This is a genomic window from Porphyromonas endodontalis, assembly GCF_052173515.1.
Lineage (GTDB): Bacteria > Bacteroidota > Bacteroidia > Bacteroidales > Porphyromonadaceae > Porphyromonas > Porphyromonas endodontalis_A.
This window is the reverse complement of sequence record NZ_JBQMYL010000006.1, coordinates 14,553-35,099: the sequence shown is the minus strand read 5'-3', so window position 1 is coordinate 35,099 and position 20,547 is coordinate 14,553. Positions and strand designations below refer to the sequence as shown.

Annotated in this window: 18 protein-coding genes, 2 tRNA genes and 1 pseudogene; 8 read left to right on the top strand and 13 right to left on the bottom strand. The window is 45.5% G+C overall.

From position 1 onward, the window contains the following. Window positions 1-3: 3 nt before the first annotated feature. The 10 genes from ACTTHR_RS04195 to ACTTHR_RS04150 all read right to left on the bottom strand — a co-directional run bounded on the left by ACTTHR_RS04195 (window position 4) and on the right by ACTTHR_RS04150 (window position 10,698). Entirely contained in the window at window positions 4-699 is a 696-nt protein-coding gene (locus tag ACTTHR_RS04195; RefSeq protein WP_442605298.1) for a YjjG family noncanonical pyrimidine nucleotidase, read from the bottom strand. A 195-nt stretch (window positions 700-894) separates the two neighbouring features. After that, window positions 895-1,749, bottom strand: a complete 855-nt coding sequence (locus tag ACTTHR_RS04190) for a hypothetical protein (protein WP_276774050.1) — start codon at window positions 1,747-1,749, stop codon at window positions 895-897. A 12-nt stretch (window positions 1,750-1,761) separates the two neighbouring features. Beyond that, complete coding sequence (gene rsmI / locus ACTTHR_RS04185) at window positions 1,762-2,520, bottom strand: 16S rRNA (cytidine(1402)-2'-O)-methyltransferase (protein ID WP_276774052.1); 759 nt, start codon at window positions 2,518-2,520, stop codon at window positions 1,762-1,764. Between the two features lie 239 nt (window positions 2,521-2,759). Next, window positions 2,760-3,959, bottom strand: a complete 1,200-nt coding sequence (gene megL, locus ACTTHR_RS04180; protein ID WP_004331988.1) for a methionine gamma-lyase — start codon at window positions 3,957-3,959, stop codon at window positions 2,760-2,762. A 264-nt stretch (window positions 3,960-4,223) separates the two neighbouring features. Next, complete coding sequence (locus ACTTHR_RS04175; RefSeq protein WP_442605297.1) at window positions 4,224-6,410, bottom strand: heavy metal translocating P-type ATPase; 2,187 nt, start codon at window positions 6,408-6,410, stop codon at window positions 4,224-4,226. A 69-nt stretch (window positions 6,411-6,479) separates the two neighbouring features. Further along, entirely contained in the window at window positions 6,480-7,448 is a 969-nt protein-coding gene (locus tag ACTTHR_RS04170; protein WP_442605296.1) for a ketopantoate reductase family protein, read from the bottom strand. 12 nt (window positions 7,449-7,460) lie between these two features. After that, window positions 7,461-8,804 carry a PhoH family protein gene (locus ACTTHR_RS04165; RefSeq protein WP_004332162.1) on the bottom strand — a complete coding sequence of 448 codons (1,344 nt, stop codon included), beginning with the start codon at window positions 8,802-8,804 and terminating at the stop codon, window positions 7,461-7,463. Window positions 8,805-9,017: 213 nt separating this feature from the next. Continuing rightward, window positions 9,018-9,821, bottom strand: a complete 804-nt coding sequence (locus ACTTHR_RS04160) for a nitrilase family protein (protein ID WP_442605295.1) — start codon at window positions 9,819-9,821, stop codon at window positions 9,018-9,020. Between the two features lie 22 nt (window positions 9,822-9,843). Further along, window positions 9,844-10,386: a lysophospholipid acyltransferase family protein gene (locus ACTTHR_RS04155; RefSeq protein ID WP_442605294.1), complete on the bottom strand. Its 543-nt coding sequence runs from the start codon at window positions 10,384-10,386 to the stop codon at window positions 9,844-9,846. A gap of 18 nt (window positions 10,387-10,404) precedes the next feature. Next, window positions 10,405-10,698: a hypothetical protein gene (locus ACTTHR_RS04150; protein WP_276774062.1), complete on the bottom strand. Its 294-nt coding sequence runs from the start codon at window positions 10,696-10,698 to the stop codon at window positions 10,405-10,407. Window positions 10,699-11,526: 828 nt separating this feature from the next. Between ACTTHR_RS04150 and ACTTHR_RS04145 the strand changes: the two genes are divergently transcribed. The 3 genes from ACTTHR_RS04145 (at window position 11,527) to ACTTHR_RS04135 (ending at window position 14,044) form a co-directional block, all read left to right on the top strand. Then, a tRNA-Ser gene (locus tag ACTTHR_RS04145) sits at window positions 11,527-11,613 on the top strand. Window positions 11,614-11,851: 238 nt separating this feature from the next. Further along, window positions 11,852-12,442: a hypothetical protein gene (locus ACTTHR_RS04140; RefSeq protein ID WP_276774064.1), complete on the top strand. Its 591-nt coding sequence runs from the start codon at window positions 11,852-11,854 to the stop codon at window positions 12,440-12,442. A gap of 288 nt (window positions 12,443-12,730) precedes the next feature. Further along, the gene (locus ACTTHR_RS04135) at window positions 12,731-14,044 is read left to right on the top strand and encodes a HEPN domain-containing protein (protein ID WP_442605293.1); all 1,314 of its coding nucleotides are present in this window, start codon (window positions 12,731-12,733) and stop codon (window positions 14,042-14,044) included. Window positions 14,045-14,309: 265 nt separating this feature from the next. On the opposite strand, the gene ACTTHR_RS04130 is transcribed toward ACTTHR_RS04135, so the two are convergent. Further along, window positions 14,310-14,654 (bottom strand): hypothetical protein, encoded by a 345-nt coding sequence (locus ACTTHR_RS04130; protein ID WP_442605292.1) that lies wholly within the window; start codon window positions 14,652-14,654, stop codon window positions 14,310-14,312. A gap of 37 nt (window positions 14,655-14,691) precedes the next feature. Between ACTTHR_RS04130 and ACTTHR_RS04125 the strand changes: the two are divergent. Further along, window positions 14,692-15,305: pseudogene (locus tag ACTTHR_RS04125) on the top strand (IS30 family transposase); the annotation flags it as partial. Between the two features lie 142 nt (window positions 15,306-15,447). Beyond that, a tRNA-Ser gene (locus ACTTHR_RS04120) sits at window positions 15,448-15,534 on the top strand. 368 nt (window positions 15,535-15,902) lie between these two features. Here ACTTHR_RS04120 and ACTTHR_RS04115 read toward each other — a convergent pair. Beyond that, window positions 15,903-16,685, bottom strand: coding sequence for a hypothetical protein (locus ACTTHR_RS04115; RefSeq protein WP_442605291.1), 783 nt, complete (start codon window positions 16,683-16,685; stop codon window positions 15,903-15,905). A 257-nt stretch (window positions 16,686-16,942) separates the two neighbouring features. Further along, on the bottom strand, window positions 16,943-17,203 hold the full coding sequence (locus ACTTHR_RS04110; protein WP_004332192.1) for a SemiSWEET family transporter: 261 nt from the start codon (window positions 17,201-17,203) through the stop codon (window positions 16,943-16,945). Between the two features lie 525 nt (window positions 17,204-17,728). Here ACTTHR_RS04110 and ACTTHR_RS04105 point away from each other — a divergent pair. The 3 genes from ACTTHR_RS04105 to ACTTHR_RS04095 all read left to right on the top strand — a co-directional run bounded on the left by ACTTHR_RS04105 (window position 17,729) and on the right by ACTTHR_RS04095 (window position 20,533). After that, complete coding sequence (locus tag ACTTHR_RS04105; RefSeq protein WP_442605290.1) at window positions 17,729-18,442, top strand: outer membrane beta-barrel protein; 714 nt, start codon at window positions 17,729-17,731, stop codon at window positions 18,440-18,442. Between the two features lie 175 nt (window positions 18,443-18,617). Then, complete coding sequence (locus tag ACTTHR_RS04100; protein ID WP_442605289.1) at window positions 18,618-19,745, top strand: sensor histidine kinase; 1,128 nt, start codon at window positions 18,618-18,620, stop codon at window positions 19,743-19,745. Beyond that, window positions 19,742-20,533, top strand: coding sequence for a LytR/AlgR family response regulator transcription factor (locus tag ACTTHR_RS04095; RefSeq protein WP_304284471.1), 792 nt, complete (start codon window positions 19,742-19,744; stop codon window positions 20,531-20,533). Before ACTTHR_RS04100 ends, ACTTHR_RS04095 begins: the two co-directional genes overlap by 4 nt. The last annotated feature ends 14 nt before the right edge of the window (window positions 20,534-20,547 follow it).

The following is a 20,547-nucleotide window of genomic DNA, read 5'->3' as shown; positions in this document are numbered from 1 at the left end:
GGATTACAAAAGCTGGAATAACTCCTTAAGATGCCCAATAATATGGCGTGGGGCGTACCCTTCCATCGAACACTCTAGCCCCTTGGGATTAAACCAAATAGATGGCATACCCACATTTTTAGCCCCTACAATATCCGCCGGCCAACTATCCCCAATCATCAAAGACTCTGCACAGCGACTATTGGTAGTCGAACAAGCGTAACGGAATATAGCAGCATTGGGTTTGTTTACACCTGCGTCCTCACTCAATATCATGCGATGGATGTAAGGGAGAAGGCCACTGCGCTCTACTTTGGCATACTGCACCTCCCGAAACCCGTTCGACAAAATGTAAATACGGTAGTAGCGATGCAGATACTCCATCACCTCCAAAGCACCCTCCACAAGGCGAGTTTTGGTTGCCGTGACCCCTAAAAACCGACGATTGAGGGCGAGAATCTCTTCATCCGACAGGGAGGCAAGCCAAGGCATTGGCTCCCTCATTCGGCGTAGAGTAAGGGTATACTTATCTATTTTATCGTGCCGATACAATTCCCACAAACCCTCGTTATGGATCCAATACTCCTCCCAAAAGGCATCGTAGTCGGGAACAAATTGCTGCCAACCCTCCTCTAGGTATAGCTCTCGCAGGCTCTCCTTATTATTGTGATAGGTGTCCCAGAGCGTATCATCAAGATCGATAAATAGGTTTTTAATCATGCGGATTGAGAGTTTGTGACATAGGAAATAACAAGCGAAAGGGTGGCGAGGTTCGAAACAAAGAAAACACTGCTCCCCCTTCTCCAGAGGGTACAGGGTCCCTTATTTCTAACGAAACACAGCCACCCACGCAGTATGGTGAGGGCTGTGCTTAGGCTCTAAGAGCCGTATTTTACTCCTGTAAAAGAGTCAGTATCAATAGGTACGTACTACAAGTACCTTAGAAAGACTCCAGAAATTCTGAGGATCGATGATTTCAAGAGTAAGCTGCTTATCATCCCCTGGCGAGAGTCTATAGCTGCTTGAGGGGTGGTTGGTAAGAAGCTCTGCTTTCTTGCAGTAGAGAGGGATACGAGCCAACTTACGGAGATCCACTTGACGGAAGTAATCGGAGGTATAATTCTCTGTAGCAACCTTGCCATTTACGAGAATACCCATTTCCTTAAGGTCATTTTTGGTACCAACGCAGTAGCGTACGGTATTGAGAGAAGCGTCTTGAGATGCAATTGTTTCGGACTGCTTTTCGGTAGTAGTAGCTAGAGCTTCTACATTTTGATTGAGGTCGTTGACCATATCATCAAGGTCCTTTATGGCAATATTCTTACGTTGCAACTCTTCGGTAAGACGGCGAATCTCTTTCGTTTTAGACTCCAATTCGCTTTGCAAAGCCTTAATTGTCTTTGTCATTACGGCGTTCTTTGAGCCGAGAGCCTGGAGTTTAGCATTAAGACGATCGATGTCTTCTTTATTTGCTTTGAGCTTCTCAGTAATCATCTGCATGCTGCTCTCTACACGCTCCTTCTGACTTGTATTCATCTCGCCATTGGCAGGAACATTGATCACCCCCTCCATGGCACTAATTTCCTGGAAGTTAGCAAGTACACTACTGATGAGTTCGTCCATTTCCTCTACTTGCGTCTCGAGGCTTTTGTTTGCCTCAGCAATAGAGTCAAGCTCGCTCTTTCCGCCCTTGTTTCCCTTGCAAGAAGTCATAGAGAAGCAAGCAGCCATAAGGAAAGCAAAAGCCGTTACTAAGATTGTTCTCTTCATTGTCTTTACGATTTAGTTACTATTCAGATTGTCATTCTCTTCGCGAAGCTTATCGCGATAGCTTTTATGTATTTTCTTTTCGTGAGGTGCCCCTGCGATCAGGAGAACGAACTCTCCACGTGGGCTCACCTCCGTGAAGTGCTCGATGAGTTCTTGGAGAGTTCCTCGGCATACCTCTTCGTACACCTTTGTCAGCTCTCGCACTGCTACGGCCTTGCGCTCACCTCCACACACCTCGGCAAATGCTTGTAAAGTTTTGAGCACTCGGAAAGGAGACTCGTACAAAATAACAGTTCTCTCTTCCTCCGCCAATGCCTGAATGCGTGAGTGGCGACCCTTTTTCTGGGGCAGAAAGCCCTCAAAAACAAAACGACTTGCATCTAATCCGGAGACAACTAAGGCGGGGACAAATGCCGTAGCTCCCGGGAGGCACTCCACCGGCACCTCAGCTTCTATGCAAGCCTGTGCCAAAATAATACCCGGATCGCTAACACCGGGGGTGCCGGCATCACTAATCAATGCCACATTAAGCCCCTCTTGGATACGTGCAACCAGAGTAGAAGAGGTCTTAAACTCATTGAATTTATGATGACTCTCCAGGGGCTTTTTGACGTCGTAATGCTTGAGAAGAACGGATGACGTACGCGTATCCTCAGCAAGTATAAGATCAGCACTCCGCAACACTTCCAAAGCTCGGAGTGTAATGTCTCCGAGGTTCCCTACAGGGGTAGGTACTATTGTCAGTTTGCCTTGTGCTCCGGCTGTACTCATCTTTTTCTCCTCTATCCACAGCCCCTTGCAGCATCAGCTCCGCAAAGGACTTTCGTCCGCAAATGTACAAAAAGCACGTGTATTCCGCTACTTCTCACAGACAAACTCTCCCAGAGCGAGATGAGAAGACTTGCAATAAAGAACGAAAAAGGGGGTGTAGTTTCCATTTGCAACTACAACCCCTCGTGGGGAAAGATCGCCTCCAAATAGGGGGAATCTTCTATCTAAACAGCTCTAAATCAAAGTTGATCGAGAGCCTGTTTGAGGTCAGCAATAATGTCTTCTGCATCTTCGAGACCAACGGAGAGACGAACCATACCTTCGGAGATATCGGATGCGGCACGCTCCTCGGGAGTATAGGGAGAGTGCGTCATAGAAGCAGGATGCTCAATAAGAGTCTCGGTATCACCAAGGCTAACAGCAAGGGCAGCCAAGTGTACAGAGTTCATCAGCTTACGACCAGCCTCTAAGCCACCCTTTATCTCAAAGGCAATCATAGAGCCGGGCTTCTTCATATATTTATCGGCAAGAGCTTTTTGGGGGAAGCTAGCCAAACCGGGATAAGCGATGCTCTCTACCTTGGGGTGCTTCTCTAGGAATTCTGCCACCTTTTGGGCATTTTCGCAGTGGCGATCCATACGTACATGGAGCGTTTTGATACCGCGATTGATGAGGAAAGCCTCGAACGGACCGAGTACAGAACCCGTCAAGTCTTTTACCCCGAGAAGGCGTACTTGATCAATATATTCTTGTGAACCGCAAACGAATCCGGCAATAACGTCGCCGTGACCATTGAGGAATTTGGTTGCTGAGTGTACTACGATATCAGCCCCAAACTCAAGGGGACGACAGAGATAAGGTGTGCAGAAAGTATTATCGACCATCACACGCACTCCCTCTTGGGCGTGGGCTATCTTGGCAATAGCTTCGATGTCCGAAATGTACATATTGGGGTTAGCAGGCGTTTCCACATACACCAATTTGGTATTGGGGCGCATCGCTTTGCGTACATTCTCGGGGTCACGCGTATCTACAAATGTAACGTCTACGCCATAACGCTTGAGACCATGCTCAAGGAAGGCATAGGTACAGCCGTAGAGAGTTTTGCCGGCTACAATGTGATCGCCCTGCTCTACACATACCCATATTGCTGAGGTAATAGCTCCCATACCCGAGGAGGCACTCATACAAGCCTCTGCACCCTCTAGAGAAGCCACTTTCTGCTCTACTGCAGTGAGGGTGGGGTTCCCCAATCGGGTATAAATATAACCTCCTTCTTCGAGGGCAAAGCGGCGACCGCCCTGCTCTGCATTATCAAAAACGAAGGTAGAAGTTTGGTAGATAGGAGATGCCAATGTGCCATATTGATTTTTTTCGGCACCTACGTGCACGGCGCGTGTTGCGAATCCGGTTTTCCGGAGTTCTTCGGGGTTCATCATAACAATACGATTGATCTATGATAGTTTATACATTTATGGCGAATACCGGAGGAACTTATCTTCGCGAAAGATACTCCCCAGATTCAAGGGCGAATTTAGCAAATAAATCTCAAACCGAAGCCTTAGCAGCTGATATATACCCTCTGTGAAACGCTCAAAAAGTCTGCCCCAGAGATTTTTCTCTCCAGGGCAGAAAAAAATTTTTTCTCAGCCTATATGCCACTAGACTTTTGGGCAGGAAGGAAACAAATCCTAGGCTGCAACTTATTTCTCTCTCCGCAGTCTTCTCTTGAGCAACAGACTATTGGTCACCACAGAGAGGGAACTAAATGCCATAGCCGCCCCTGAGATGGCGGGCGAAAGCAAGATACCCCACGCAGAGTAGAGCGCGCCGGCGGCAAGTGGAATGGCAATAAAATTGTAGAGCAGTGCCCAAAAGAAATTGGCGTGAATGGTACGAAGACTGCGCTTGGCAATCTCTATCGCTTGGGACAATAGGCGCAAATCGTTTTGAGCGAGGGTGATATCTGCCACAGACACGGCAATGTCGCTCCCCGAAGCAAAGGCAAGACTCACATCCGCTTCGCCCAGAGCTTCGCTATCATTTATACCATCTCCAACCATAGCCACTACGGCACCCTTTGCACGAGCCTTGGCTACAATCTCTAGTTTTTCGTGGGGAAGAAGGGCTGCGTGCCACTCCTCTATCCCCGCCGCTTGGGCTGCCGTCTGAGCGGCTCCGCGGTTATCACCTGTAAGCAAGACGACCTCAATGCCGCGCTTTCGTAGGTCAGCAACAGCTTCCCTACTCTCCTCCGTTACCCGATCTGCCACCAAAAGGCGAGCCACGACCTGCTCCTCTCGGGAGAAAAAGACCTCGCTCCCTTCCACCTCGGGATGGGGAATAGCTCCTACAAAACCGGCATTGCCAATCCGATAACATACCCCTTCGGAATAAGCCTCTACGCCCTTGCCAACAAAAGTCTCTACGCTATCTAGAGAGGGCAAAACGAGGTCTTCGGGAAGAGCGGCATGCGCCACAATAGCGGCCGCTAGAGGGTGGGTACTCTGTTGCTCCATGGCAACGAACAAAGGCATTAACCCCTCGGGAGAAACGCCGTCTGCCCACGTCTCCTCCACTACCTCGGGATGCCCCGATGTAATAGTACCTGTCTTATCAAGAAAAACGTGCGTTACTCGGGGCAATACCTCCATCGAAGCCGCCTTCCGGATCAGGATATGCCTCCGTGCTGTCTCGCCTACCATCACTGTAAGGGCAGTAGGAGTAGCCAAACCCAATGCGCAAGGGCAGGCAATCACCAGCACAGAAATGGCACAACGCATCCCCCAACGCCACGCATCAAGCGGGTCTCCCAAGAGAAGCCAAAGAAGCAACGTCAAGAGGGATAGCCCCATAACAACAGGAACAAAAATAGCCGCTATACGATCGGCAATACGGCGAATAGGCGGCTTATCGGTCTGCGTATGACGCACTGTTTCTATAATCGTTCCTAGGATGGTATCGCGCCCCACAGAAGTAGCCTCCATTGTAAAAGCCCCCTCGCGGTTGAGGGTACCTGCAAAGACGGAGCTACCCACCACCTTTTCCACAGGGAGGGGTTCTCCACTGATCAATTGCTCATCGACGGAGGTTGTGCCCTTGAGCAGTACACCATCCACAGGGATAGCTTCTCCGGCTCGCACACGGATACGATCTCCCACCTTTAGGGTCTCCACCGGCACTTCGGTAGCTACTCCATCGCGCATTTGCAACGCCCACCGCGGTCGACTCTCCACAAGGGCAGCCACAGCGTCCCCCGTCCGTTGCGTGGCTCGCTGCTCTAGCCATTTCCCCAACAAGACGAAAGCGGGAATCATTACAGTGGCATCAAAATAGATATGTGCGTCGGTAAAAATCCCCCATCCCCCCAAAAGGGCAAGTACTCCGGAGACAAACGAAACCGTAGTACTGAGTGAAACCAAGGTATCCATAGAGAAAACCCCATGTACAATCTGCCGAAGGGCAGCCCTATGGTAGTCTGCAGCAAAAAAGAAATAGACCGAAGCCGCAGCAAGAGCCATGCCCAACTGATGCACAAGGTGGGGAAAGGGCAATAACATCAAGAGCATCATAAGGAGGGTAGCTACCCAAGCTCCTATGAGATTGCGCCGCATACGCTTTGCATCCTCAAGGAGAGCCTTGCGGTGCTGCTCGGCCAGTTCGTACTCCGTATCAGCTAAGATAAGCTCGAAACCTACCCCCTCCACCACTTTGGCAAGAGCTTCGGGAGAGGTCTCCGTAGGGCGGTAGCGTACGTGTAATATCCTCTCGGTATAAAGAACGGCTGCGCTCTCTACACCTACAGCATGTGCCACAGCGTGCTCCACTTTTTCAGCACAGGCGGCACAGCGCATCCCCACTACGGGGAAATATCGTTCGTTGGGTTGCATTGTTAAGGAGGTCAAGAAAAAGGGAAGATTCGCCCCCTCTCTAGAGGGGCAAGTCTTCTCATATAAAAATCAGATGGAGGCGGAGGCAATACGCTCTAATAGGGCATGATACATTTTCCGATAGAGCGGCGTAGGAACCCCTAGGCGTTGCCCCTCTCGCACGACGTAGCCCACAAGGCTTTCCAACTCCGAGCGATGCCCTGCCAAAATATCGGAGTGCATTGAGGTAGTTGCCTCTCGTGGCATTTTCTCCACAGCCCGATAGCCTTTTTCTTCGAGAAAGAGATCTTGCTCCCAGCCCGCCACGCGGTAAAGCGAAGCCAGCTCACTCATTAGACCTCGGAACTCCTCATTATGTTCATCTTGCACCCTACCGATGGGCATATCAAAGTAGGCAGTTGCAGCGGCAGAAGGGCTAAGCATCAAAAACTTCTCTCGCAAATAAGGCGCCATCTCACGATAGAGACGACACTTGATACCTGCCGCCTGCATCAGGGTATAGAGCCATTCGGCAGTAGCCCATTCGGCCATCGAAATACGACTATTGAGAGCCTCGCTAGCCCCAAACTTCAGCACGTTACTATCCGAACGTACCACAATCTCACCCGGAGCCGTGCGCCGCCCCGTGATATGGCATACCCCGGGGAGGATCAAATTATTGGGCAAGGCTTGATGTATGGCAGGGGGCACATCCAAACCATTATGGAGTGGAACGATTGCGGTAGAGGGGGTGATAATCGGACGAAGTTGCTCTATATTCTCTAGGGCATCGTAGCTCTTTGTTGCTAGGAAAAGCACGTCTGCCGTGGGCAATTCTGACGCAACAGAGGAGACCCTATATGGGTGAACCGTGGAGTCTATCGTAGGGGAGGATATATGAAGACCTTGGCTCTTTACCTGCTCAAGATGCTCCCCGGGGCGCATAAAGAAAGAGGTATGTAGGGCTTGCATCTGCTCTGTATAAGCAGCAAGCATTCCGCCATAATAGCCCCCTATGGCTCCTAAACCTGAGACAACAATATGCATAGGTTGAGACATAACAGTGCCGTATTAAAGAAGATTGGAAGCTATTTCGCTCAATTCGCTACGCTCCCCTCGGATAAGATTGACGTGGGCAAAAAGTTGCTGCCCCGTCATCTTGTCGATCATATAAGCCAAGCCGTTGCTCTCAGCATCGAGGTAAGGGGAGTCTATTTGCTCCACATCCCCCGTAAGCACCACCTTGGTATTCTCTCCGGCTCGGGTTATGATGGTCTTGACTTCGTGGGGAGTAAGGTTTTGCGCTTCGTCTACAATCAACAAAGAATCCGATAAACTACGTCCACGAATATAAGCCAGAGCCTCAATGATAAGTCGGTTGTCGTGTTGCATTTCTTCAATGGCACGCACCTCGGCACTCCCGGCTCGGAGTTGATTTTTTATGAAGTTGAGATTATCAAAAAGGGGCTGCATGTAGGGGGTAATCTTCTGCTTCTCATCCCCGGGGAGGTAACCTAAGTCTTTATTGGCAAGGGCTACGATAGGGCGAGCAAGCAGTATCTGTTGGTAGCTTTCTCGCATGCTAAGGGCAGCGGCTAGAGCAAGAAGAGTCTTACCGGTACCGGCCTTCCCCGTAAGCCCCACCAACTTGACATTGGGGTCTGTAATTACATCAAAAGCGAAAGCCTGCTCCGCATTACGAGGGGTAATCCCGGAGCGAGTAACCTTGTCTACTTTGGTGACGCGCCCCGAAAAAGGATTGTAACGCACCATCACACTATTGCGGTCGCTCTTGAGGATAAAGCACTGATTGGGTTGTAGTTTGGAGTAGAAATCCAACTCCTCCACAGCGATACCCTCGGTACGAGAGTAGATCGTATCGATCAGCTCGGCAGGTATATCGGTGTACTCTTCGTGCGCAGCGTCGAACAGCGAGCGAGTGGGTACCTTATCGTTGATATAGTCTTCTGCCTGCATCCCTAGGGCGCGCGCCTTTACCCTCAGATTGACATCTTTTGTCACGAGGATGGTGGGTTCGTCCTTCTGCTCTGTATTCAAAGTAAGAGCACAAGAGAGTATTCGGTGATCCGCAATACGCTCAGAAAAAGCCTTTCTCACGACCGGATGCTCCAAGCCATCTATCTTGATATAGAGACGTCCTCGTCCCTCGCCCAGAGGAGCCCCCTCCGTAAAAAAGCTCTCACTCTCTAGCGAATCTAAAAAACGGGCGAAGGCTCGGGCATTATGATTGATCTGCTCCGAACCCTTCTTAAACTTATCCAGCTCTTCGAGAACTGTAATGGGGATGTAAATATCGTTTTCCTCAAACTTCTCGAGACATTCGTAGTCGTGGAGGATTACGTTCGTATCGAGAACGAAATTCTTCTTGGTCGATTTTTTCTGTTTTACAGCCATAGTCTTAGTTTGCTTTTAGCATCCTGATTCCGTTTTGGCAAGGCGAGAAGTCTGCAACACCTCAGCCTTACGTCCCCTAAAGGTACGTAATTATTCCTAAGAAAAAGCCCCTCCCAGCAACAAAATGCAGCCATGGAAGAGGCAAAAACACCCCATAACAAAAAGGAGAGGAGCACAAATCACCTCTCCGCAATGGGTAATTAGTAAAAAATCTCAGAGGGTGGCCCCTACGATTGAGAACTCATCCGCATCGAGATAAACAGGGAATTTCTTGCGAAGTTTATCCAAGGGAGCTCGCTCCAGGGTGGCTATTTTCAGTTCGATACGACGCTCTTCTAGGGCTGCCAGCTCCCTGCCTTTGGGGTCGATAAGAGCAGAATCTCCCGTGTAGACCAACCCCTCGGCATCGCGTCCCACACGATTAACGCCACACACGTAGGCCAAGTTTTCCATAGCTCGGGCGCGCAACAAAGTACTCCACACAAGCCTACGTGGCTCGGGCCAATTGGCTACATCTATCAAGAGGTCGTACTCATTGGCTCTATTGCGGCACCAGACGGGGAAGCGCATATCGTAGCAAGCGATCAGAAGAATGTTCCAACCCCGATACGAAAAAACATGCCGCCCCCCTGCCGGAGAGACCTGTTTAGCCTCCCCTCCCATACGGAAGAGGTGTCGTTTATCTTGGAAAAACTCCTCTCCCTCGGGGGTGATAAAAAAGATCCTATTAAAGTATTTATCTCCCTCCTTTACAAGCAAAGAAGAAACCACAGCCACGCCATATTGCTGCACCATGGCGCGGATGCTCTGCAAGGATGGAGAGTCCTCAAAAGGCTCGGCAATAGCCTCTAGGTGCATCGAAAAACCTGTAGTCATCACCTCCGGGAAGACGACAATCTCGGCACCTCCTTGGGCTGCTTGAGCGAAAGTCTCACGCATCACTTGGAGATTTTCAGTGGGATTTTCCCATACTATATCACACTGCGCGAGAGCTAGAGTTAGGGTCTCTTGGGCCATATTGAAGGGTAAAAGAGAGATGTTATTGCTCTACAAATTTCTTGGGATAACGAGCCTGCTCTGAGTGATAACGACTCCGGATATAACGAATATCAGCCTCTTCGTCTCCCGTAGGATAGAAGGTTTCGAAGATCCCCAACTCTCGTCTCTTATAATCAATCACCGCCAACTGAATGGGGATGTTTGCAGCACAGGCAATCCGATAAAAGCCTGTCTTCCAACGCCCAGTAGCGCTACGTGTCCCCTCCGGAGTTATAGCAATGGATAGTTTGGGACTCTCTTTAATCCGCTCCGCCAGCTGCTCGACCATAGAACCGGAGCGCGAACGATCCACGGGAATACCTCCCATCGATTTCATAATCCCACCCAATGGAAAAAAGAACCAATCCTTTTTCATCAGGAACCCCGCATGCCTACCAATGGCAGAGTAGTAGAGTTTGCCCAATATAAAGTCCCAATTACTGGTATGGGGAGCCACACAAATGATACTCTTAGGAGGATTATCCGGAGGGGTGATCACCCTCCAGCCAAATACTCCCAAAAGCCACGAAGCCAAGTTTTTCAATGTATCGCGGCCCCTATCTTACTTATCGAGACTGATATACTTCTCCAACTCAGACTCTACAGCCTCTATTTCTTCGTTATATTTAGCCTTGAGGTCTGCATAAAACTTCCTTACCAACTGAGGATTTTTTGCCCCATCGGGAGCCCCGATCTTAGCGATTGTCTCGTCGTGCAAGTCTACTACACGATTGAGCAATAGCTCTAGAGCAGCAAGTTCCTCTTCCTTTGCATCGAGAGAAATAAAAAGAATATCGTCAATTAGGAAGTCTGTAATTTCTTTGATTCCCTTCTTAAGTTTGCGACGTGATGCCATAGTGTTATTTGTCTATATCAATTATTATTGTACAACCCTCCTCCCTAATTTATAAGGTGAAGGCTCTTCCACAAAGGTAGTGCTAATTAGCCAATAATAGCCCATACTTCCCACGGACTTCCCCCCAACCGCCCTTTGCCCCCTTGGCTTACCAAGCAACCCAAACACTCTCCGCCCCGAGCAAACAAACCAGCTCAAACCTACTTCCACTCATCCCCCACAGGAGCCGCTAAATATTTCCACCTATTTTCGCTCTCCGAAATCAGCCTAAAATGGAGTGGACTTCTGCCCAAAAAAATTTTCATTTTCACCTGATTTCCTAGGCCATTTTCAGTCTAAAACTTTTCAGAAATCAGCGAAAGAAGTCAATGCGTGAGGGTGTAAGGCGAAATTTCAGTCACAAATAGCCCAAGATACACCACTCCCTTTCCTCTATTAAATGAACCAACCCCTATTTCGAATAATATTCTTTACTATAGAAATAACAATGCTATATTCTATATATCAACCAATTATAGGACTAGTAAACTATTCACTAGAAAATTAAAGAGGGAGAGAGTATCTATATCTCAATTTTTTTCCTACCTTTGCATCGTGTTTTTCATGGTATTAGATTTTAAGGTTAATACGAGTGAGTTTGTCGGGAGACAAGCTCACTTTCTTTTTATACCCACTATACCCACTTTCTAGTCTCTCGAAAGCAGCTCTCCAAACCCTGATACACCTCTATCTCCTCAAAAACGAACTATTATAGCGGGAGACTTGCGTATTCAAAAAGAAATAGTACGTTTGCAACGTCAAAAAGGGAGTGCCCCTTGATTGACGGAAGGAAGTGTGGGTGAGTGGATGAAACCACCAGTTTGCTAAACTGACGTACGGGCAACCGTACCGGGGGTTCGCATCCCCCCGCTTCCGCAATAAAGAGTGTAGATCAACGTGTTACGTGGTTTACTCCCTTTTTACACCTATAAATTTGAACTTCTTTGAGGGTCTCTTTTGACTATATTCTTCCTAGTTATTGTTTTGACAGAAAAAGGTTGAGACCTGATAAACTTTCAGAAAACTCTCATCAGAAGACCTATAGTGATTAATTGAGTATATTTGAAGTTGATTTTTGTGTCACCTCATTAAGACATTCTATAGGAGCTTGAATATGAAGAATAAAGCACAATCTGTAGAGCTAAATATTACAGACTTAGCGAATGGTTGGCTAAAGACATATAAGCTCGACTATAAGTTGGAGCAGGAGAGTCTCAATGCTGAGATTGACAAAGCATTGACTAAGTACTTCACCAAAAACGGAGGTGTTGGAGCCAATCGTCCTGACACAAAGCTACTCCTTCAAGACAAACAACTAAACTACTATCCAGTCCTCATTGAATACAAAGGATATAGGGTCAAACTTGATGCTCTGGATCAGGTAGACAATAAGAAGTCTAAGAATGAGCCAAACTTCAAGAATATCAATGGGTATGCTGTGAATGGCGCCATCCACTATGCCAACGCCATACTTCTCCATACTAGCTATACCTATATAATCGCTATCGGAGTAACAGGGCACAAATACGAGAGAGGCAAACTACAACACGAGATAGGAGTCTACTATGTTTCTAAAAGCAACTTAGGAGCTGGTCAGAAGGTAGGTGAATATACCGCCCTCTCCTTTCTTAAGGAGGAGAACTTCGATGCTTTTATAGAACGAGTAAAAACTTATCGCTCACTTCCGATGAGTTGCAACGCCTGAAAGAGCAACGTGGACAATCGAAAGATTCAGAGAGATAAGATTTTCTATCTTGTATCAACGAGGAGGTAGACTTTTCTAAAATGGGAGCTTCATTTCTGCGATTCAAAAGTTGGTGATCAAGGATATCGTTCCCTATGCCGACAGAGGGACTGAAGCGACAAAACAAGTAAATAAAAGAGAGAGGTGAGCATAACTAAATTACAAACAGAGTTATGCTATAGATAATTCATCATATCTAATCTAACAAAGTATATTGATCTTCTATATTAGTCATCACGTCAATAGCATATGAACAATAAGTTAAATGAGCCTATTTATGGGTACTGGCATTTACCTGAATTGAATGAGAATTCACTGCCTGGCGTCTTAGCGCAAAACTTAGATGGAGGATTTGTTCTAAAAACATTTGGAGGATTTCATAACAAAAAAGGAAATCTGGCAACATTGAAAGAAGAGACTTTCATCACTGTGATACATGGAGTTTCGTCTGAAGATAAAAAGATATCCTTATTTCAGGTGGATGTTTCTTTTAGATGTAATTCACAGAGCTCTTATGCTATTTATGAGTATCATTGTCGCTCAATTTTAATTGGAAAACATATGTTGTCTAAGGAGGAAAGAGTTTTCAATAGAGTAAAAGTAAGAATCAACTTACTCTCATACTTTGCACCGCCCCAATATGTAAATGCTTACATAAAGGAGAACGATGCCATACAATCCTCATTTCTTCTAACTAAAAAGAACGGTGAAGATTACTCTGAGAGATCTAAAGAAATAATAGTCAGTCTGAGAGAAGAGGGGTATAAACATTATGAATTAACAAAGACTACCGAAGAGCGGACAACTGTGTTGATATTGGAGTCAAACGAGAAGATGAGTTTAAATGAATTAAAATATCAGGTTCGCCTATTTACTAATCTATTAACTATAGCTTGTTTATACGAGGTTTCTGTACAAAGGTTCGATTTCTTTGATTTTGAAGATCTAATTGAATATACGACAGATCATTCCACACATACAGAGTATAACTATTTTGAAAGAGGTTTTGTTAGCAACCCTTACGAAATCGGCAGTAGGAATCATTTTCTATTTTCATTCAAACAGATTCAAGATAATTTTAGTCTGTTTATCAAAAACTGGTTTCCTCTTGCAGAGGACATAAATACAATTTTATATTTTTTCATCGATACTCTTACAGAAAAAATAATGCATCCATATAAATTGTTCTCGAATGTCATTAGGTCTGTAGAAGGATTTTACATACGTCGTAGAAAAGATGTGAGCGATTTAAAACAAATTATATATGATCTGCTTCAGGAAAATAGAGATATAGACCTTGTTCGACAACAAAGAATTGACGTGGATAAGATAAAAGATACAAGAGACTACTTAATGCACTTGTTGCCCGAAAATAAAAAGGAAAAACGAATGACAGAAGAGGAAACAATTCCAGTTGTCTTCCAATTACAATTGTTATTGACTACATGCTTACTGAAAGAATGTGGGTTATCTCAGGATACGATTAATAGAATCTATAAAGAGTCATACTCCTTTTTGATATTCCAATGCGAACATCTTTGCCGAGGAGCTGATGTGAATTGAATGAAATATATTGCAAAAAACAGATAGTAAAAGTGAGCCCCAAGTATTCGGGTCTCTCTGTTGTTATTGGGTTAGTTGTTACTGGACTTTCTCTTGTTCGGCTGAGAGATCTTGTTGGAGGAGAAGGTATTCGGCTTGACATTCGACAGCTGATTCGTAATTAGAGACACGCCCTTTTAGTCGCTTGGTTTGGGATCCTGAGCGATCTATTTCAAAGATGCTATCGAGCTGGGCAAAGGATTTTTTACTCACGGCGTACTCCATCCTAAGGATGCGGTATCTGAGGGCGTAGCTTTCGAGGAATTGATTGAAACTGTGGAGATAGATAACAGCCGATAGTGCAAGCGATGAGAACGATAGATATACCCCAAATAAGCCACTCCATCCAGTGTTTGACATCAAAGAGGTAGTATCTCTTGACCTCTGGAAGAGATTGAGTCCCTTCGATTTTCTCACAAAGTGTGGCGAAGCTTTCAGTCTGCTTCTCTTGGTTCTTTTTAATGCCATCTTTGATTTCAGTAACACGTTTGCCAAGAACAATAGCGACATCTGTCAGTTCTCTTTTGAATTGACCATCCATCTCAAATTCTTGCCCAATGACACGTGCCATGTATTTTCTAGTTGTAAGTGCAACGCTTAGATAAACAAAAACCTCCCTATACACCTTGCTCCATAAGGACAAAGAGAGCGGAGGGGACCTCTATCGCCATACGAGACAGCATCTAAAATACCACCACAAGCCTTTAGCTTCTCCCCCCAAAAGGGAAATGGGAACGGCGAAAAAGTATAGACGAGAGACCGGACTGAATCGATCGTAAAGAGTGTTTTAGAGATTTCGAAATGGATCTTATCATTGGACCTCATCAACGAGAAGTCAACCTTACCCTGACCGAGAAAAAACGGGGTATGCCATCATTGAAAAGCTGCCTAATGGCAAAAATGCCAAGGCGTTGGCTCGGATCGTTAATCGGAGTTTGGATTACTTCAAAAGGATGGGGATATTGCATTCCATAACCACGGACAACGGATCGGAATTTATGGCTTTTAGATCCATTGAGAGGGCGCTCCGTGTTCCTGTCTTTTTGCCAAACCCTATTGTTCCACAGATAAGCCCCATGTTGAATTGCTCAACGAACTCATGCGAAAATACATACCCAAAGGGACTCCGTTCAAAGACATCGATGAAAAACAAATACGAAATATCAGGAGACTGCTAAACAACAGACCTAGGAAAAGTTTGGACTTTAAATCCCCGAATTAAGTACTAGCATTACTTTTGTGACACTGTTGCACTTGATACTGGAATCTGCAATCTGCACTATTATAGCGAGGGATCTTGCGTATTCAAAAAGAAATAGTACCTTTGCAACGTCAAAAAAGGGCGTGCCCCTTGGTTGATGGAAGGAAGTGTGGGTGAGTGGCTGAAACCACCAGTTTGCTAAACTGACGTACGGGCAACCGTACCGGGGGTTCGAATCCCCCCGCTTCCGCTTCAAGGCTCCGAGAGCGTTCCAAACCTCTCTATCAAAGCAGCTTTTAGAAAGTAGAAAATCGTTGTAAAACTAGGTTTTACAACGATTTTTCTTTATGTATAGCCAACGATATGAAGGTATAGACCTATGCTTTGATAGTCATCAATCGATCATTTTGTGCTACAGAAACTATGACATAAAACATCAGCAGTCAAAAACATAGCAGTGAAGGCAAAACTAAAACCAATGCGATATTAGGCTCTATCTCTGCTACTTTGCACGAAATCTATCAACTCCACTCAATAGACGGTTACCTATCGTTGGATAAGATTGAAGCTCTTTACTATGGAAGAGAGTAATCGACATCTCTTATTTATAGCACCCTCTTAAAACGAAAGGTCAATACCAACATCAAGAGTATTATAATCTTTGCGCACGGGTACAATGGGGGCAGTATCGTAGATGAGTCGATAGGCTCCGCGTATTCCTATCGTAGGTGTAATGCGGTATTTGAGGTCGACAGCTCCTCCAAAACGAGCCTCCTTTAAGTAGCTATCAGGCTTCCCCTGGTGAATGGCCGTCGTTATCAATTCCCAACGTTCACCCAACTGATGTTTGAAACTGAGAGACAAGTGGCTTTTAATACTACGGCTGTATGCATCCGTTCCTGCAAGGGGGCTAGTGGCTGGTTGTTCCCACTTTTCAAACTCGTAGAATAGCCCCACGGTTGCAAACAAGAGGCAGTTAGCACTATTTACCAGCCGGCAACGCGACTGCAACCCCGTAGAGACCTTAAATTTCATTCCCCTACTTTCTGCCCATTGCGACTCGGCGTAAGGATAAATCTCAAAAGAACGATTCAACAAATAGCGGTATTCGGCATGTACATACCCTCCGCTTACGGTTACTTTATCGCCGTAGGTAGAGAGCTCAATCTTATTAATTAGATTGATTACTTGACCATGCTTTACCAACAAATTGAGATTGGCAGTGTTTTTGAAGGTGAATACATTCTCCTTTTCTGTCTTGAATTCCAGTACGGGTAATAATGTTCCTTGTATTCTTTTGGTGCTGTCTATCCTCATTGTGAGATTCTCAGAGAAGAGCATTTGCGAATACATCGAGGGTAGACTCGACAAGACCAATAGAAAGCAAAGTAATAGCTTCATTGTTGATCTATAAAATGGTTTCATTGTGATCTATAAATTATTTGGGAGTTAAAGTAAAAAGACCATGAAAGCGACTTGGTACACAGAAGAAAGGGAATCTGAGCTTTGCAAGCAACAACACAGGCAGCGTTCCTAATTATATAAAACAACCCTAGGGATGCCTTTAGCACACCCCTGAGGGCTCTTTAAATAACTTGTTCCATCACCGGATCGTCTATTGTCCGGTCATCCGTTCTTCGTTGAATCAGTAAAATCTTTTACATGGCTGTGAAAGAGGCCAAGAAGCCACAAACAATCCCTGGGAGGTTGGCTATAACGATAGGCCAATCCTTCTTCTTGCGAACAAAGCCATATGCCACCCATAGTGTGCAGTTGATACCCGCCACCATTGGCTGCAGCCAGTCGCCTTTATGTCCGGCGAGGTTAGAGCCAATCTGTGGTATATAAGAGATGTACATTGCCATTGCCGTTGCAGTAGCTACCCACCCGAGGATAGATAAAAACTTTTCTTGATTCATATTACTACTATATTAGTTCTTACACATGGCAAAAGTAGCATTTCCAGCCTAATCAAAGCATATATCCAACGAAAAAACATATGAGGGAAATATCTCACATAAGTAGTTTCCCCTTGTGCCGACAAAACGAGCAAACGAGGGGTTTCCCTCTTGTCTTCATCCGGGTCCTCGTAGCCACCCAAAGCAGACACACCCATGCAAGCCGGCACGTTCTTACCTCTATCCGAGAGAAAAGATTGCATCATACACATCACGACGTCGCCCTTGTGGTTTAGGTTTTGCACCAGCACCGGCACACTCCTCTCCGTCACTTGCGTTTAGCTTCTTGTGCTCCATCTTTTCTGCCACAGTCGCAGTACAGAGGTGTTCGGCAGGTATTTAAGTCGTTTGGGTCAATATCTGATTGGTATGGGGTTTTATTCTTCCTACCTTTGCGATGTAGTTGATGCACCTATTGCGATCGGATAGGTCATACAACAGAATAAAGATGAGTAATAAATACAACGAAAGTAAAAAGAAGAAAGTATGAGACGTAATATTATTGCTATCGCAGCAAGTGTAATCATGGGGATGGCAGCTACTTCAGCCATGGCTCAGGCTCCTGTGTCTACAGATTATGGTGTAAAAGCGGGTGTAAACTTCTCGGGTCTTGCCTTAAGCAACGACTTTCATGTTCTTAAAAGCCAAATGAAACCGGGAGCCGACTTTGGTGGTTTCATGAGAATCAACCTACACTCCAACTTCGCTATCCAACCCGAGCTTGAGTTCTTCTACAGAGGGATAGGTCTAAAGGCAGAGGCCGGCCCTGTATCTTTGGAAAACAAGATCAACCAATGGGGGATGCAGATCCCCATATATGCCCTAGGTAAACTGCAGTTGGGTAATGGGCTTCTGTATGGTGGTGTTGGGCCTTATGTTGGGATAGGATTCTCCGCTAAAACAGACGAAATTAAGAAATTCAATAACCTAGTGAAAATTGACCCAATTGACCTGTACGAGAAGCACAACGATAAGTCGGCTCTCCAAAGGTGGGATGTAGGTATTGCTTGCCAATTGGGTTATGAGTTTGCCAATGGCATCCAGATCAATGCCGGTTATAAGTATGGTTTTATCAACCAGATTGATGACATTAAGACCTCTATAAACAATGTCACATCTAAGCTTGGTTTCCCTCTACAGAACGCCGCCTATAAGGCTCATGCGAGTGTGGTTACCGTAGGCTTAGGCTATCGCTTCTGATTTTAGAAGCCCTAAAAACAGCGAGTCTTATCCCTTCACCCTAAATACGAAAAACGAAGGGTGTGAGATAGGCTCGTTGCTTTTTCTTTCTTGTGCGAGAAGACCGGGAAAGCTCAACATACAAACATAAACGCAACTTTTTGGGATACAAAGTATCCATAAAGACAGAAGACTTATGACGACACCGCGCATAAAACGCCGTTTAAGACAGCGACGAAGTAACGGATTTATATTTTTAAGAGATGAAAAGAAGAGTGTATTACTAGCTACACTTATCATCAGTTTCTTGCTTGCGTTTGTGATGCTGTCGTCTTCTATCTATTACTACAGCTTGCTTGATGCCGGCAGGGAGTTTGACCTAAGAACCGTCTTGTCGGTGAATTCTATCGCCTCACTACTCGTCAACATGGTCTTCTTTTATCTATTGTTGAGCATCCAATCCTGGGCAATCAATAGGTATGATATACGACAGTACCAGCTCTGGCTGATATTATTCGGGCTGTTGATGGGAGTGGTATTACTATCGCCCTATTTGTCGCGATTGCAGTGGTGGTGGTTTAGAGATATTCTTAATTATCATACTTATGCCACGGTGCAGTATGCTAAGGATCTCGTCATATTGGTAGTAACCTTCCTTTTTACTATGACCATTTATTTGATGAAACAAAATCACTTGGCAGTAGTTGGGATGCAGAAGTTGGACTTTGAGAATCTGCAAAACAGGTACACGGCACTGAAAAATCAGACAGATCCGCACTTCCTTTTTAATTGTCTCAATACGCTCAATGGTCTAATCGGCAGGGATGACAGGCGGGCTCAGGAGTATGTGCAGGAGTTGGCGATGGTATTTAGGCATACGATGCGCGATAAAGTGGTGGTACGGCTGTCAGAAGAGTTAGAGTTTGTCAAGTCGTATCTCTACTTGATGTGCATCCGCTATTTCGATGGTCTTAAGGTAGTGTGGCATATTGATGATAAATATTTGGATTACTATGTCATACCCTCCGGTCTGCAGATTTTGGTGGAGAACGCGATCAAACACAATATCGCAAGTGCCAAAATACCATTAACTATATCCATCAGTACGAAAGAAGACAAGATCGTAGTAGAGAATAAACTGCAACTAAGAGAGCAAAGTACATCAAGCAGTACGGGAGTAGGACTGGATAATCTGATGGAGCAATATCGTTTGGTATTTGGCAAGGATATTGACATTGTCTCAAAGGATGGACAGTTCTCCGTTTCACTACCATTGATAAAGAGTTTAGACCAATTAGAACCCAAAGCCAAATCTCTAATATGAAAGTAATAATCGTAGAAGATGAGTATTTTACCGCCAAAGGGTTACAAACGCTACTCACCGAAACAGACCCAGACATAGAGGTATTGACCATACTCCAGAGTGTATCTGAGTGTGTAGAGTGGTTCGAAAGCCACCCGGAGCCCGACTTGGCTTTTATGGATATACATTTGGCGGATGGTCAGGTATTCTCGCTCTTCAAGCGCATCAATGTATCCTGCCCCATCATCTTTACCACGGCTTATGAGGAATATGCGCTCAAAGCGTTCGAAGTCAATAGTATTGATTACCTACTCAAACCAATCAAACAAAGCGACCTCCAAAGAGCCCTAGACAAGATCAAAAGATTTGGTCAGAGTGGAAAGAAGGTGTATAACCAAGACCTGATGGACAAGATGATTGAAGCACTCAATAAGTCGCAATTGAGTTATAAGAGCCATTTTTTGATTCCCTTTAGAGATAAACTTTTCCCGATATCGGTAGAAAAGATCGCCTACATACGCTCGGAAAGCAAAGCATCTGTATTGGTGACCATCGATAAGAAGGAGCACTTTATAGACCTCTCTTTGGAAAAGATAGCACAAGATTTAAACCCCAAACTATTCTTTAGAGCCAATAGACAATACATCGTAGCACATAGTGCAATACAGAGTATGTCTGTATGGTTTGGGGGCAAGTTAATGGTAGCACTCTCCGTAGAAACCCCTGAGAAGGTCATAGTAAGTAAAGCGAAAAATAGAGAATTTAAGGAGTGGTATCAGGGAGCTTATGGATCCTCTACCAAGCTATAATAAGACAACTAATA